Origin of the sequence: uncultured Brachyspira sp., assembly GCF_944388875.1 — a bacterium.
GTDB lineage: Bacteria > Spirochaetota > Brachyspiria > Brachyspirales > Brachyspiraceae > Brachyspira.
This window is the reverse complement of sequence record NZ_CALXKQ010000011.1, coordinates 26,223-41,418: the sequence shown is the minus strand read 5'-3', so window position 1 is coordinate 41,418 and position 15,196 is coordinate 26,223. Positions and strand designations below refer to the sequence as shown.

The window sequence follows — 15,196 nt, the reverse complement described above, 5'->3', positions numbered from 1 at the left end:
TAATTATTATCTTTTTTTATTTGATAGAGCAGCGGATATTTTTTCTATACCTAAACGTTTTGCAAGCTCAACTATCTCCAAATCTTCCTCATTATTAGTTTCAAATTCATATTCAGCGGCTATATCTATAAATTCTTTTATTATGTTTTCATTGTATGCATTTTCTAATAAAAATAATTCATTAATTTTTATATTTATATCCCGTACATATTTAGAATATTTATTTTTTATATTGTTTTTTTTATCTTCAATTTCATTTTCATCTTCTGCTATGCCGTATATATTTATTTCTATAATATCATTTGCATCCCATCTTTTTGAAGCCTCTTCTAATTTTGAATCTATGCCTTGAATATTATATTCGTAAACCTTGTATTCCCCTGCAGATTTAATATCAATAAACTTTTTATTTATTGAAGAGCCTTGTATATCAAGAGCCAAACATCTTCTTGCCCCCATTTCTGATTTGCTTTTTCTCCAGATTCTTGCAGAACCTGTATATATTATTTCTATATTGTCAATATTTATTTCCATCTGTTTATGTATATGACCTACTGCAGCCAAATTAGGATTTATTTTTTTTATTATATCTATAGGTATAATTGCAAGCTCTTCATTTTCTTCTATAGCCCATAATGTGCCTTCTACTATACCATGCCCTATAACTATTCTGTTTGACGCATTTAAATTTTCTATTTTTTTATTTAATTCATTATCTATTATATATTTATCGCTATATGGCAAAGCTATAATATCCAAATTATCAACATTGAAAAATGATATGTCTTCTATTACTATAACATTATTTGGAAACTTTAATTTATTTAATGTAATGCCTTTTGATTTTAGGTTTTCATGGTTGCCTTTGAGAAGCAGCACATTTTTTTGATAATTTTCTAATTTTTGAGAAAAAATATCTTTAAGTTCCTGCAAATCTTCAAAAGTATTAAAAGTATCTCCAAGAAGAAGTAAAGCATCATAATCTTTGGCATGTTCTATTATTTCATCCAGTACAGAAAGTGAATATTCTTTTTCTTGTATGCTGAGATGAAGATCGCTTGATATTAATAATTTAGGCATAAATAAAATTCTCTTTAAATTAAAAACTGTATTTTTATATTATAAATTAAATATTTAATTAATCAATATTGTAATTATAGATTGAAATTTAATTTATATAGTAGTATTATCGATATAATTCTTAATATTTTACAAGGGTTGAATAGTTATGGATAAAGAATATGCTAAGCATTTGATGGGAATATATAAAGATAAAGTACTTCATGAAAGGATGAAGAGAAGACTTGAATATTTTGAAAGAGTTTATAAAAGGGATAATGATAAAAGACTCTTTGCAGAACTTGCATTTTGTATATGTACTCCTCAGACAAAGGCTAGAAGCGGTGCAGCTGCTATAATTGATTTGTATAATCATAATTTGCTTTTTAAAGGGAGTGCTGAAAAAATAGCTTCTATATTAATTAAGCATGTAAGATTTCATAATATGAAGGCTGAGAATATAGTTTTGGCAAGACAATTATATTTCCCTAAAGAGCAATTTATTTTGAAAGACAGAATAAATGAGGCTTTAAAGAATGATACTATGGTTGAATTAAGAAATGAATTAGCAAAGGAAGTTAAAGGATATGGACTTAAAGAGGCTAGTCATTTTCTTAGAAATATAGGTTTCGGTCAGAAAATAGGTATATTAGACAGACATATAATGAGAGTAATGGATAAACTCAGCATTCTTCCTGAAGGTATGACACCTAAAACAAGCTTGACTAAAAATAATTATCTTAGATGCGAAGAAAATTTAGTTAAATATTCAAAGGATGAAAAAATACCCATGGAATATTTAGATTTTGTATTTTGGTATGATGCCACTAATGATATATTTAAATAATTTTATATAATATTGACTTTTTTATTTTTTAGTGTATATTTTATTAAAAAAATTGGAGATATATTATGAAATTTAAAAAAGTTATTGCATCTTTGATACTCATTTTTAGCTCGGCATCTTTATTTGCACAAAATATAGGAGAGCCTACTGGAAACAAATTTTTAGATTATATGCATGGCAGAAGTTTATTCGGCATTAATTTCGGTCCTACTTTATATGCAGGTTTATTTGATATAGGTATTGGTTTGGCAGAACCTACTATTCAGAAAACAATTAATGATATGACGCAAGGTCAGGCTGATAATTATATTGATACTAAATTAAAGCATTATGCATTTGGCTTGGGTTTCAGCTATGATTTTGCACCTCTTAATTTTATGACTGTTGGGCTTGATATAGGATTTTCTGTAGGTCAGATAAAAATGGATAAATATGATATCGCTTTTAGTACAATTCCATGGTCATTAAATGTTAAATTTTTCTTTGGAAAGAATGCTCCTTTTGGATTTTTCTTGTCCCCTAGAATTGGAGGAACAGCCCTTTCCATAAGCGGAAGTGCATTAAGAGAAGCATCAATAGCAGATATATATTCTCATGGAGGATTTTATTTATCTCTTGAACTTGGATGGAGAATACAATTATTTCCAAAAACAGGTGCTGATTGGCCTGTACAGGTTGGCTTAGATATTTCCTTATTTGATATAGGTTATTATGTTGCTCCTTGGTCATCTTCAATATTTAATATTCCTGAATTTGCTCAGTTCAAACAGTATCAGACTTATGCTAATATAAGAGCTTTATTCTTGCCTAGAATAGGAATAACATTGAGATTTTAATATTATTTAATAATTAGAAAATGTCCGTGTATATTTTTGTATATGCGGACTTTTTTATACCGAAAATTATTATATATTAATTATAAGGATATAAAATGAAAATAAATATTTTAGATGAAACTATAGTTTTTGAAGATAAAAATTTATATCCTGCTTTTCCTAGTATTATTAAGCTTGATGATAAAAGATTATTAGTAAGTTTCAGAACAGCTCCTAGAATTAAAAAAAATTATTCTCATCTGCATTCTTTAAGTAAATCAATGCTTGCTGTTATAAATAAAAATAAGACAGATAAAATTTTTGAATTTGCTGAAGATGATTCTGCCGCTAAACAGGATGCACAGCTATTTAGAGTTGATGAAAAAACTATAATAGCATATTACTTTAGATATACATTCCATCCAATGAATGAAAAAGATTTATTTAATGATTATACATTTATAGAATATGATAATACTATAGCATTGCTTGACGGGATAGGTATATGTGTCAGTTATGATAATGGCGATAGTTTCTCAAAGCCTTATGTTATAAAAGTTTATGATGATAATAATATTATTATGAAAAACTTTGCTGTTAGAGGAAGTATGTGCAAAATTGGAAATGAAATACTTGTGTCGGTATATGCATATAAAAAAAATATCAATAAAAAAGATTGTAAATATCAATGTTATGTTATTTCAAGCAGAGATTTAATTAATTGGAAATTAAAAAGTTTATTATGTGAAACTGAATTTAAAAAAATTGATGGTGAAAAATCTAGGATAGAATATGTAGAACCTTCTTTGCTTAGTTATAAAAACAATCTAGCAGCATTCATCCGTACTCATATTAATAATGAATATGGATTAACTTCAATAAGTTATTCAAAAGACAAAGGAAAAACTTTTTCAAAGCCTGTATTCACGGATATTAAGGGCTATCCTTTAAATCCTTTAATTTTAGAAAATGGAAAAGTTATTTTAACTTATGGTTACAGATTAAAACCTTATGGCGTAAGAGCTATTGTGTTTGATAATATTAATGAAATATTTGATATAGAAAAAATTAATTATAAAGCTAATAATGAAGAGATAATACTGGATTCTTATATGAAAAGTACAGATTGCGGTTATCCTTGGTGTGTAGAAAATAATGGTATTATATCATCTGTATATTATGGTTATAAAGATAAAAATAAAACTAGAAAAATATTTTTAAAAAGGTTTACTTTAAATTAAAAATATAGTATAAAGTAAATATAACTAAATAATAATAAATATTAATAGTGTGTTTGGAGATTTATATGGATGATAAGGATATAATGGATCCTGGTGTTTATCAGATAAAGTGCAATGACTGGATAATTGAAGATAATGGAAGTACCATTACTTATAAATTATTAGCATACAAATTATCTTCTTGGAGTGAGGATACATATTTAATTGTAAAGATTAATAAAGAAAATAACAGTAAAGAAGTAATAATAGATTGGAATAGTAAAGATTTTGTATTCAGCACTCATAAAACTTTTTTTAGATTTGATGATAATTTACCTGATAATTTGGAATGCAAAGCAGGTGAAAACAGATTAAGTTCTATAGTTTTAGATTCAAATTATGTATATGATAATTTAATTGATTCAAATATGCTTATAATAAGAGCTTCTCTTGAAAAGAGCAAGACAACAAGAATGTTTGATGTTTCAAAATTTAGAGAGGTTATAAAGCAATGATTTATTAATTATTATCTTTAATTTTTATTGATAATTTATTATAGTTCAAATGCATCTTTTGTAATAATTATATTCTCTTTTTTATGAATTAACATAATAATACTTTACAATTTTTCTTCTTTTTAGTATAATATTTTGAAAGGATTATATTATGTTTACTTATTTTGTTATTAAACGTATATTAAAAGGCATAATTATGTTTGTTATACTCATGTTTATGTCTTCTGCTATATTCAATACTGTAAGTGAAAAAACTCTAAAATCTCAGATTGAAGAAAGTATAAATGCCGAGGTTAGAGGGCTTAGCAATATGCGTACTGAAGATGTGGATAATTTTATTAAAGAGAGAAGGGCATATTACTATGATATATATTGGCTTAATAGAAGCATAGGTGAAAGAATATTTATAAGAGCAATTAATACGATAACTTTTCAATTCGGAAAATCAGCCATTATGATGGATTCAAATGGTAATAGAGATGTTATAAAAATAATAGGAGAAGCACTGCCGCGTTCTATAATACTTTTTACAACAGCTTCTATTATACAAATGATAATAGGTTTAATAATAGGACTTATAAAAGCAAGAAAAGCAGGAGGTATATTCGACAGAACTACAAGCATTATAACTATGATAGTATATGGAATGCCTACTTGGTGGCTTTCTATGATACTTATAATGATATTTGTTTATAAGTTTAATTTATTTCCTTCTGGAGGTGTTCATTCAATACCAGTTCCTACAGGTATAATGTATTATTTGGATATGTTATGGCACATGTCTTTGCCTTTAATTACGTTAACTTTAATAGGTTTCTGGGGGCTTTCATTTGTAGTGAGAAATATAGTATTGTCTACTTTGCAGGAAGATTATATAATGGCAGCACGTGCTAGAGGAATATCAGAAAAATCTGTTTTACTTGGACATACTTTAAGAAGTTCCGCTCCTCCTATAGTTACTATAACATTATTAGGTCTTCTTGGTTCTATTGCTGGTTCTATTATATTTGAGGGTATATTTTCTTGGCCTGGTTTAGGTAATTTATATTGGATATCAGTTCAGCAAAATGATATACCTGTACTTATGGGTAATCTAGCTATAACAACGGCACTTTATCAATTCGGACTCGTAGTTCTTGATATATCTTACGGATTTTTAGATCCTAGAATAAAAGTAGGAGGCAAGTTATAATGAAAAATATTTTAAGTAAAAAACTTGCTCCATTAATAGAGTTTTTTGAAGAGTTCAAAAAAGATAAAACAGGTGTCATAGGTCTATGCATATTAATTTTAGCAATATTAGTATCTATTTTCGAGCCTTTACTTTTAACTTATAAAGAATCTCCTAAACGCTGGAGAGATATAACATATTGGCAGGATAATCCAGCTTCAGCAGCTCCAGAGTGGCTTAATTTTTTTCAAAAAGAAAAGTCAGCTATTACAACAGATATTAAAGCTATAAGCATTGAAACTAATAATATAGATAATCAATTAGTTTATAAAGCAGTATTTGAATATGATTATCAATTTGATAAATCTCCTATGGATTTAATTTTTCATGCTAATGTTAATGGTTCTACTGGTTTGGTATGGAATGTTACAAGACCAGACGGAGCAATTATTACATTATCAGATAGTTTACATAATATAAAAGGTGATTTAAGGATATCAGCTTTTAATGATTCAAAGAACAGAATATTTAGGTTTTATAGAGATTCTGTTCCTAGAATACTTGCAAGGCAAATTGATACTCTTACTACTAATCCTATGAAAATACTTTTTAATACTAAAAAAGATGATATGGCTAAAGATTTTAAAGCATTAAAAGGCATTTACAGATTTGAAGTTACAGGCAGCTTTTCAGTAGATAATGCTAGTTTTGATGAACCGTATATGGTGTTGGTTGGTTCTATGTCTGGTTTAATGGGTACGGATAATATGAAGCGTGATATATTTTCTGGACTTGTATCTGGGCTTAAGTGGGCATTATTTATAGGAATAGCAACTAGTTTTATATCGGTTATAATTGGAGTAATGTATGGAATAGTGTCAGCATATTTCGGAGGAATAGTTGATAATATTATGCAGTTTATTTATCAGATATTTATAGGTATTCCAGTTCTCCCAGTAATGATAGTTATGAGTGCAATATTCAAGCCAAGTATATGGACTATGATAACAATGATGATATTTTTCTCTTGGACAGGTTCTGTTATGACAGTTCGTTCTATGGCTATGCAGCTTAAAGAAGAAACTTATATTGAGGCAGCACGTACAATAGGGGCAGGGCATTTTAGAATAATATTTAATCATTTAGCTCCATTACTTTTACCTTTCTCATTTGCTTCTATGGCTTTGGCTGTACCTTCTGCGATAGTTTATGAATCTTCTTTATCTTTGCTTGGACTTGGAGATGCTTCTATAGTTACTTGGGGGCAGATTCTGCATGATGCTATGAAAGGTTCTGCCGTTTTATCTGGGCTTTGGTGGTGGATAATACCTCCAGGAATATTGATTGCTGTTTTAGGTATGTCATTTGCATTTTTGGGCTTTGCTTTAGATAAAATACTTCATCCTAAATTAAAAAGCAGGTAATATTAGATTTGTTTCAAAACTCAATTTCTTAATACATTATATTTTTTTGATTTAATATTTTTTATTATAGTTTGGGATTTGCTTCAAAGCATACATTCGTGCCTTTGGAACTCCACTTCCGCCTCGCGAAGCGTGACTGCATATTTATATATCAAAATGACGACTATACAACATTATTTTTATAATTTATAAATATAAAAATTTTAATATAATCTTCTCAAGTAGTTTTGGAGTAAGTCTATCATATTTTTACTGGTGAATTTATAATTTCAAAATAAAAATACTAAAATAATATATAATAATTATTAAATAAGTATATTAATTTTTATATATAAATACCGTAAATATTTATAGTGAAAATTATATATTTTTTATGAATTTAACTTGATATTTAACCTAAATGGTATAGAATAAAACAAGTAAATAGGGGTTTAATATGTCATTTGTTCACTTGCATGTACATACACAATATTCCATACTAGACGGAGCTGCCCGTATAAAATCTCTTTATTCCAAAAAGGATAAAAAGAAAAGACTTATACCTGGTTTGATAGACAGAGCAGTAGAACTGGAAATGCCTGCTATTGCAATAACGGATCATGGTAATATGTTTGGGGTAATGGAATTTTTTTCTGAGGCTAAAGATAAAGGTATTATACCAGTTATAGGATGCGAGGTATATGTTGCCCCTAAAACAAGATTCGATAAAAAGATAGAAAACTCTGAAGAAAAAAGTGCTATGCATTTAATTCTTCTTGCTAAAGATAAAGAGGGGTATGATAATCTATGTAAACTAGTAACTTTCGGATATACTGAAGGTTTTTATTATAGACCTAGAATAGATCATGAATTAATAGAGAAATATAATAATGGATTAATTTGTCTTTCAGCCTGTATGGGAGGAGAAATACCTATAGCATTAAGAAAAAAAGATTATAATCAGGCTGTAAAATTGGCTAAGTATTATAAATCTATATTTGGAGAAGATTTTTATATAGAGCTTCAAGATCATGGAATAGCTGAAGAAAAGCAGCTTAATAATGATTTGTACAAACTTGCTAAGCATGAAAATATAGAGCTTGTAGTTACTAATGATGTTCATTATGTATCAAAAGAAGATGCTAAAGCACATGAGATACTTTTGGCAATACAGACTAAAGCCACTTTAGATTCTCCTAGAAGGTATAAATTTCCAAGTAATGAGTTTCATCTAAAAAGCGAAGAAGAGATGATGAAGTCATTTTCAAAAATTCCTAAAGCATTTGAAAATACTGTAAAAATAGCAGAGCAATGCAAAGATTTGAATATAATGACTAAAACTTATTATATGCCTAATTATGAACTTCCTAATGGAGAAACTGAAACTACAGCATTAAGGAAGATGTGTATAGAAGGTCTTAATAAACATTATAATAATGATATACCAAAAGAAGCTATGGAAAGACTTGAAATGGAATTAGGTGTTATAGCTAAAATGGGTTTTGAAGGTTATTTCTTGGTTGTTCAGGATTTTATTAACTATGCTAGAAATCATGATGTTGCTGTAGGTCCTGGAAGGGGAAGTGCGGCTGGTTCAATAGTTGCATTTGCTACTGGAATTACTAAGGTTAATCCTCTTGATTATAATTTGCTTTTTGAGAGATTTTTAAATCCCGAGAGAAAAAGCATGCCTGATATAGATGTTGACTTCCAAGACGATAAGAGAGAAGTAATAATAGATTATGTAAAAGAAAAATACGGTAAAGACAATGTTGCTCAGATTGCTACATTCGGTGCTTTGGGCGGACGTTCTGTTATAAGAGATGTTTGCCGTGTTATGGGTATAGATTTAGCTACTGCAGACAGACTTGCTAAAGGTATACCTAATAATATAAGGATAGTTGATATATATGATGATCCTGAATGTGCAGAGTTTATAAAAGAAATAGAGAGCAGCAGAGAATTAAAAAATATGTATGAAATATCTGCAAGACTTGACGGTTTGGTTAGGAATGTAGGTTTACATGCTGCTGGCGTTATTATATCTTCTCATCCTATAATGGATTTAGCTCCTGTATATCAGGATTCTAAAACAGGTACAAGAGCCTGCCAGTATGAGATGAATTATGTTGAAAGTGCAGGGCTTATAAAGATGGACTTTTTAGGTATTAAGAACTTAAGACTCATAAAAGATGCTGTCAAAGATATAAAAGAAAGATACGCAATAGAAATAGATATAGATAAAATTCCTTTAGATGATGAAGCTGTTTATGAAATATTTAGAAAAGCTGATACTGGAGGAGTATTCCAGTTTGAAAGTCCTGGTATGCGTCAGATGCTTATTAATATTCAGCCTACAGGTTTTGACGATTTGGTTTCCAGCGTTGCATTATACCGTCCGGGTCCTTTAAACTCTGGTATGGATAAAGATTATGCCGACAGGAAAAACAAAAGAAAAGAGATAGTATACAAACATTCAGATTTGGAGCCTATACTTAAAGAAAGTCAGGGAGTATTAATATATCAAGAGCAGATTATGGCAATAAGCAGAGTTATAGGAGGGTTTACTGCTGCTGAAGCTGATGATTTAAGAAAGGCTATGGGTAAAAAAATCGTAGAGAAAATGAACTCTATGGAAGAGAAATTCATTAAAGGCGGACTTGAGAGAGGTTATGATAAAGAGTTATTAACCTACCTTTTCGATACAATGAAAGGTTTTGCTGAGTATGGATTTAATAAATCGCACTCTGTTTGCTATGCTTTGATAGCTTATCAGGAGGCTTATATAAAAGCACATTATCCAATGGAATATTATGTTGCTTTACTTAACACGGTTATTGCTGATACAGATAAAATAGCATTATATCTTAATGAAATCAAACAAAAAAATATAGATATAGTTACAGCAAGCGTTTTTGAAAGCGATGCTTTATTTTCTCAAAAAGATGGTAAAATAGTATATGCTTTGCATGCTGTTAAAGGTGTTGGTCTTCATGCTGCATTGGCTATTGAGGAAGAGAGAGAAAAAAACGGACAATTCAAAAATTTAGAAGATTTTGTAAAACGTGTTGATGTTCATCTTGTAAATAGAAAAGTATATGAAACATTAATAAAATGCGGTGCTTTTGCTGAATTCGGTCATACTGAAAGTGCATTGCTTGCTTCTCTTGATGCCATACTTGCACATGCATCTAATTATCAAAAGGAAACTTTATCAGGACAAACTATGCTTTTTGATTCTATGTCTGAAGATGACAGCGGAAGTGCTTCTTTAGTTATAGAAAAACAAATTGAATATTCTAATAATATTTTAATGGAAAATGAAAAAGAAGTTTTAGGATTTTCTCTAAAATATCATCCTTTTGCAAGATATATTACTAAAATTGATTATAAATACTTTAATAATATTTTGGATATTGATAAATTAAAAGATAAAGATGAATTTATTCTTCCTTGTGTTGTTATGTCGGCTGCAGAAACAACTACAAAGAAAAATACTCCTATGATTACATTAAAAGTTATGGATTTGTTTACTGAGTATATGTTTTATATAACAGCTAAGAATCAAATAGATAAATATAAAGATATACTTAATGAACAGACAGGCATATTAATAAAAGGACGAAGAGAAAAAAACAGATTCTCTGATAAAATGTATACTAATATAATAGAAGTAAAATTATTAGATGATTATTTGAATGATAAAAATATAAAACTTAAAGAAGTTAAAAGAGATAATATAAAAAGGGATAATATATTAGAAACTGTACAAATTCAGTCTAATAAAAATGATACACCATTTAAAAATTCAAATAAAGAATCAGATATAAAGCGTTCTGATAATATTGTTTCCAGCGATTCATTTACTAATAATAATATAATAATTAAGCATTCAAATACTGGTAAAAAGCAATTATCTTTGCATGTTAATAAAAATATATTCGATGACATGGATTTATTATGCTTACAAAATGCTATATCCAGCAATCCTGGCGAATATACTATATTTTTAAAATTAAAATCAGAAAGCGGTACTGAGATATTTAAAATAGGCGAGGATTATAAAGTTGATCCTAATCAGAGATTTTTAAATGAAACAAAGAATGCATTGAGATCTCTTATAGAAATTGAATATGCTTAAATACTATAAAAAAAGACTGCTAATAAAAAATTAACAGTCTTTTTTATAGTATAGTTTTTATTATATAAATTATTTTCTCTTATCGTCTACTAGCCCCATTAAATTTCTAACTTCATATAATGTTTTTTCAGCAACTTCAGATGCCTTTTTTGCTCCTTCTTTTAGAACATCATAAACATAATCCTTATCATTAGATAATTTTTCAATATTTTCTCTTATAGGTGCAAGTTCATTATTTATGTTTTTTACTAACATTTTTTTACATTGTACACATCCAATAGAAGCATTTTTACATCCTTCACAAACTTCTTTTTGTTCATCTTCTGAAGAGAAAATTTTATGATAGCTGTAAACATTGCATATATCAGGATTTCCAGCATCCGTTTTAAGCTTTCTGTTTGTATCAGTCATAGCTTTTTGTAAAATTAATTTCTCTGTTTCCTCAGGAGTAAAACGTAAAGCTATGTGGTTATTTAAAGATTTGCTCATCTTATTTTGACCGTCTAATCCTAATATTCTTAAAACTTTTCCATGATAGGTATCAGGTTCTTTAAAATATTCTCCGTATCTGTTATTAAATTTTCTAACTATCATTCTGGTTAATTCTACATGCTGTTCCTGATCTTCTCCTACAGGTACAATATCAGGATGATAAAGCAAAATATCAGCAGCCATTAAAGAAGGGTAGGTTAGAAGAGCAGCATTAATATTTTCAGCATTCTTTCTTGACTTATCTTTATACTGCGTCATTCTTTCAAGCTCCGCTACAGGAATAATAGAATTAAATATCCAAGCAAGTTCAGTATGAGCTCTTACATCTGATTGCACGAATATAGAACATTTCTTAGGATCAAGTCCGCATGCAAGGTATTCTACAGCAGCGTCCATTATTCTTTTTTGCATTTGAGAAACATCATATTCTATTGTTATAGCATGATAATCCACTATACAAAAAAATCCGTAATACTCATCAAGTATATCAACCCAATTCTTTAATGCCCCTAAATAATTACCAATATGAAGAGAACCAGTAGGCTGTATTCCGCTTAACATAACTTTTTCTGACATATTATAACTCCGTAAATTATTTTGATAGTTTTTATTCTGCTTTTATGTTAGCGACAAGAAAACCTTCTTCACTTCTCAAGTCGCTGACATTAATGTATATAAGTCTTTTATCTTCTGTTTCTATTAATAATTTTTTATTTAATGGATTTACCTCTTTTATTACAGCAGGTACACTATTAAATACTAATTTTGTTCCTACTTTAGGCAAATCTTTTTTTAATGAACAATATGCTTTATATTCATGTCCCAAACAGCACATTAATCTTCCGCATTGTCCTGATATCTTCATTGTATTCAAAAGCATTCCCTGTTCTTTAGCCATTTTTATAGTTATAGTTTCAAATTTGCCTTTTATAACTTTACAGCATAATTCTCTTCCGCATATTCCGCATCCGCCTATAGATCTGGCTTCATCTCTTACTCCTATTTGCCTTAATTCTATTCTTGTTTTAAAATGTGCCGCTAAATCTTTTACTAATTCCCTAAAATCTATTCTTTCTTCAGCAATAAACTCAAATAAAAGCTTTGCCCTGTCAAGAAAATAATAAGAACTGATTAATTTTAAATCTAAATTATGATTATTAACTTTTTCTTTGCATATCTTAAAAGCTTCTTCAGCATCTTCTATATTTATTCTATGCTGTTCCAAATCTTTCTCATTTGCTATTCTAAGTATATTAAATATTTTATTTTTATTATTTTTTGTTTTTATATTAGGTTCTTCATCTGCTGCTATGTCCTTTAATTCTTCAGATATTTCTTCATTAGCACCGCCGTCATTATTATCATCCTCATCATTTTGTTCTATAGATTCATTATTCTCATTAGAATCACTATTTTGATTTTCTTCATTATTTAATGAATCTACATCTATATCTTCAAAATTTAGAACATACCCAATTTCTATACCTTCATCCGTTTCTATTACGCATGTATCTTTTACTTTTACATCTTCTATATGTAAGTGCTCAAATTTACCTATATTGGAACCCCTAAATTTTACATGGGCTATATTTTTTATCATTAATACACTCCAAATCTACTTTATTTTAACATAATTTAAAGATAATATATTTTATTTTTAAGTTGATATTATTGCAAGCATTATTTTTTTATATAGTATAAAATTATAAAAATATATTGATAAATATAATATTAGGGTATATTATATATGTTTGAAGGTTATGTGTAATTATTTATGAGGCTGTTTTTTTTATTTCCGCTATTATTTATGACATTATCATGTTTAAGTACGCCAGAAATTTATTTAAAAACTAATAATGCTGATTATTGGAAAAATATTGTAAAAAATAAAATGGCATCTGATATCTACCAAAATATATATAGATTTGATGATAAATCAAATATGACTTTAACCGTATATGGATATAAATCTCCTATAAAGTATACATTATTCTTGATGAAAGAAAAAAATCAGGCATTTTATTATAAAAATACAACGCTTAAAAGTTATATAATAGAAAGTCTTCCTACATTCAACTTATATGAAGATACAGTAAAAAAGAATGTTTATGATAGATTATATACAGAACTTTCATATTATATAAGCAGAAATTTTCCAGATAGAAGTATTTATTTGTCCATAGGATTAATGGTTAAAGATGATGTTTTATATATAGCACAAAATTACTCATCAGATTATAAAGATAGGCTTCGTCACTGGATGAGAAAAAATGGATATGGCAGAGGCAGCGAATGGCTTCCTTCAGTAAGTGCTGATTGGGAATCCTATCCTATACCTACAGAACATGAAATAGATTGGAATGATATCGATGTAATAGGAAGATTACTATAATTTTTAAGTATAAATGACTTTACATTTTTTATTTTATTTATATTATATATTAAATCTAATTAATATATATGGAGTATAAATGGTTAGGCGTATTAATATAGATGAGTTTTTTAAGCTAAAAGAGGAAGAACGATTGCCAATTATAGATGTACGTTCGCCTATAGAATATGAACATGCACATATACCTGATGCTTATAATGTTTATTTATTTAATGATGAAGAGAGAAAAGATGTTGGAACTATATACAAGCAAATAGGTAGAAAGGAAGCTGTATTAAGAGGTTTGCAGTATGTGTCTTTGAGAATGACTGATATATTGAAATCTATTGATAATATAGCTAAAAATTATAATAATACTAATAAAATACTTATGCATTGTTTTAGAGGAGGAATGCGAAGCGAATCGGTAGCATGGCTTTGTTCCAGTTACGGATATGATGTATGCGTACTGGATGGCGGTTATAAAAGATATAGGCATTATGTATTAGATTCATTTGATAGGGATTATAGAATATATTTGCTTACTGGAAGAACAGGCAGCGGAAAAACTTTGATATTGAATAAACTCAAAGAATACGGTTATAATGTTATAGATTTAGAAAAAATAGCTAAGCATAAAGGTTCAGCATTCGGATGGATAAATGAGGGCGAACAGCCTAGTCAGGAACAATTTGAGAATAATTTATCTGCAGAATTACTAAAATATGATATTAATTCTATATTATGGTTTGAAGATGAGAGTTTGCTTATAGGTAAAAGAGCTATACCCAAAGCTTTATTTAATAGGATGAGGGATAGTGAAAAAATAATATATTTGGACATACCAAAAGAGTGCAGGGCAGAGTATATTGTTAATACTTACGGCAAATATAGTATTGATGATTTGAAAGAATCCATTATGAAAATAAAAAACCGTTTGGGAGGAGAAAAATTAAAAGAATCATTAGAATTGCTTGATAACGGCAATATGTATGAATGTGTATTGAATATGCTTTATTATTATGATAAGGCGTATAAACTCAGCATACAGGATGATAAAGTTATAAAAGTAGAATGTGATAATCAGGATTTTGATAATATTGTTAAATTGATGTTGAGCAAAGTAAATATTTGAAATATTTAATATATAAAAAAGCGAAGG

Annotated in this window: 12 protein-coding genes; 9 read left to right on the top strand and 3 right to left on the bottom strand. The window is 28.3% G+C overall.

The genetic code is table 11. The annotated features are described in order from the left end of the window. Positions 1 to 6 precede the first annotated feature (6 nt). Positions 7 to 1,080 (bottom strand): metallophosphoesterase, encoded by a 1,074-nt coding sequence (locus tag Q0J69_RS08075; RefSeq protein WP_297205978.1) that lies wholly within the window; start codon positions 1,078 to 1,080, stop codon positions 7 to 9. A 148-nt stretch (positions 1,081 to 1,228) separates the two neighbouring features. Between Q0J69_RS08075 and Q0J69_RS08070 the strand changes: the two genes are divergently transcribed. The 7 genes from Q0J69_RS08070 (at position 1,229) to dnaE (ending at position 11,171) form a co-directional block, all read left to right on the top strand. Continuing rightward, a complete protein-coding gene (locus Q0J69_RS08070) occupies positions 1,229 to 1,906 on the top strand; it encodes a transcriptional regulator (RefSeq protein ID WP_297205975.1) in 678 nt (225 codons plus the stop codon). A gap of 65 nt (positions 1,907 to 1,971) precedes the next feature. After that, the gene (locus Q0J69_RS08065) at positions 1,972 to 2,742 is read left to right on the top strand and encodes a hypothetical protein (RefSeq protein ID WP_297205972.1); all 771 of its coding nucleotides are present in this window, start codon (positions 1,972 to 1,974) and stop codon (positions 2,740 to 2,742) included. A 95-nt stretch (positions 2,743 to 2,837) separates the two neighbouring features. Next, positions 2,838 to 3,962 carry a sialidase family protein gene (locus tag Q0J69_RS08060; protein WP_297205969.1) on the top strand — a complete coding sequence of 375 codons (1,125 nt, stop codon included), beginning with the start codon at positions 2,838 to 2,840 and terminating at the stop codon, positions 3,960 to 3,962. A 65-nt stretch (positions 3,963 to 4,027) separates the two neighbouring features. Further along, positions 4,028 to 4,456: a hypothetical protein gene (locus Q0J69_RS08055; protein ID WP_297205967.1), complete on the top strand. Its 429-nt coding sequence runs from the start codon at positions 4,028 to 4,030 to the stop codon at positions 4,454 to 4,456. Positions 4,457 to 4,607: 151 nt separating this feature from the next. Beyond that, complete coding sequence (locus Q0J69_RS08050; protein WP_297205964.1) at positions 4,608 to 5,648, top strand: ABC transporter permease; 1,041 nt, start codon at positions 4,608 to 4,610, stop codon at positions 5,646 to 5,648. Continuing rightward, on the top strand, positions 5,648 to 7,051 hold the full coding sequence (locus Q0J69_RS08045) for an ABC transporter permease (RefSeq protein ID WP_297205961.1): 1,404 nt from the start codon (positions 5,648 to 5,650) through the stop codon (positions 7,049 to 7,051). Before Q0J69_RS08050 ends, Q0J69_RS08045 begins: the two co-directional genes overlap by 1 nt. Positions 7,052 to 7,487: 436 nt before the next feature. Next, the gene (dnaE, locus tag Q0J69_RS08040) at positions 7,488 to 11,171 is read left to right on the top strand and encodes a DNA polymerase III subunit alpha (protein WP_297205958.1); all 3,684 of its coding nucleotides are present in this window, start codon (positions 7,488 to 7,490) and stop codon (positions 11,169 to 11,171) included. Positions 11,172 to 11,240: 69 nt separating this feature from the next. Here the strand turns inward: dnaE and trpS are convergent, their stop codons facing one another. Then, complete coding sequence (trpS, locus tag Q0J69_RS08035) at positions 11,241 to 12,239, bottom strand: tryptophan--tRNA ligase (RefSeq protein WP_297205955.1); 999 nt, start codon at positions 12,237 to 12,239, stop codon at positions 11,241 to 11,243. Positions 12,240 to 12,270: 31 nt separating this feature from the next. Next, entirely contained in the window at positions 12,271 to 13,263 is a 993-nt protein-coding gene (gene ricT, locus Q0J69_RS08030) for a regulatory iron-sulfur-containing complex subunit RicT (RefSeq protein WP_297205953.1), read from the bottom strand. Between the two features lie 207 nt (positions 13,264 to 13,470). Here ricT and Q0J69_RS08025 point away from each other — a divergent pair, with 207 nt between their 5' ends. Both Q0J69_RS08025 and mnmH read left to right on the top strand, forming a co-directional pair. After that, positions 13,471 to 14,055 (top strand): hypothetical protein, encoded by a 585-nt coding sequence (locus Q0J69_RS08025; protein ID WP_297205951.1) that lies wholly within the window; start codon positions 13,471 to 13,473, stop codon positions 14,053 to 14,055. Between the two features lie 79 nt (positions 14,056 to 14,134). Next, entirely contained in the window at positions 14,135 to 15,169 is a 1,035-nt protein-coding gene (gene mnmH / locus Q0J69_RS08020) for a tRNA 2-selenouridine(34) synthase MnmH (protein WP_297205949.1), read from the top strand. The last annotated feature ends 27 nt before the right edge of the window (positions 15,170 to 15,196 follow it).

Bases quoted from the DNA above. Each gene is read 5' to 3' on its own strand.
- Q0J69_RS08075 (WP_297205978.1), bottom strand. From the start codon at position 1,080: ATGCCTAAATTATTAATATCAAGCGATCTTCATCTCAGCATACAAGAA.
- Q0J69_RS08070 (WP_297205975.1), top strand. From the start codon at position 1,229: ATGGATAAAGAATATGCTAAGCATTTGATGGGAATATATAAAGATAAA.
- Q0J69_RS08065 (WP_297205972.1), top strand. From the start codon at position 1,972: ATGAAATTTAAAAAAGTTATTGCATCTTTGATACTCATTTTTAGCTCG.
- Q0J69_RS08060 (WP_297205969.1), top strand. From the start codon at position 2,838: ATGAAAATAAATATTTTAGATGAAACTATAGTTTTTGAAGATAAAAAT.
- Q0J69_RS08055 (WP_297205967.1), top strand. From the start codon at position 4,028: ATGGATGATAAGGATATAATGGATCCTGGTGTTTATCAGATAAAGTGC.
- Q0J69_RS08050 (WP_297205964.1), top strand. From the start codon at position 4,608: ATGTTTACTTATTTTGTTATTAAACGTATATTAAAAGGCATAATTATG.
- Q0J69_RS08045 (WP_297205961.1), top strand. From the start codon at position 5,648: ATGAAAAATATTTTAAGTAAAAAACTTGCTCCATTAATAGAGTTTTTT.
- dnaE (WP_297205958.1), top strand. From the start codon at position 7,488: ATGTCATTTGTTCACTTGCATGTACATACACAATATTCCATACTAGAC.
- trpS (WP_297205955.1), bottom strand. From the start codon at position 12,239: ATGTCAGAAAAAGTTATGTTAAGCGGAATACAGCCTACTGGTTCTCTT.
- ricT (WP_297205953.1), bottom strand. From the start codon at position 13,263: ATGATAAAAAATATAGCCCATGTAAAATTTAGGGGTTCCAATATAGGT.
- Q0J69_RS08025 (WP_297205951.1), top strand. From the start codon at position 13,471: ATGACATTATCATGTTTAAGTACGCCAGAAATTTATTTAAAAACTAAT.
- mnmH (WP_297205949.1), top strand. From the start codon at position 14,135: ATGGTTAGGCGTATTAATATAGATGAGTTTTTTAAGCTAAAAGAGGAA.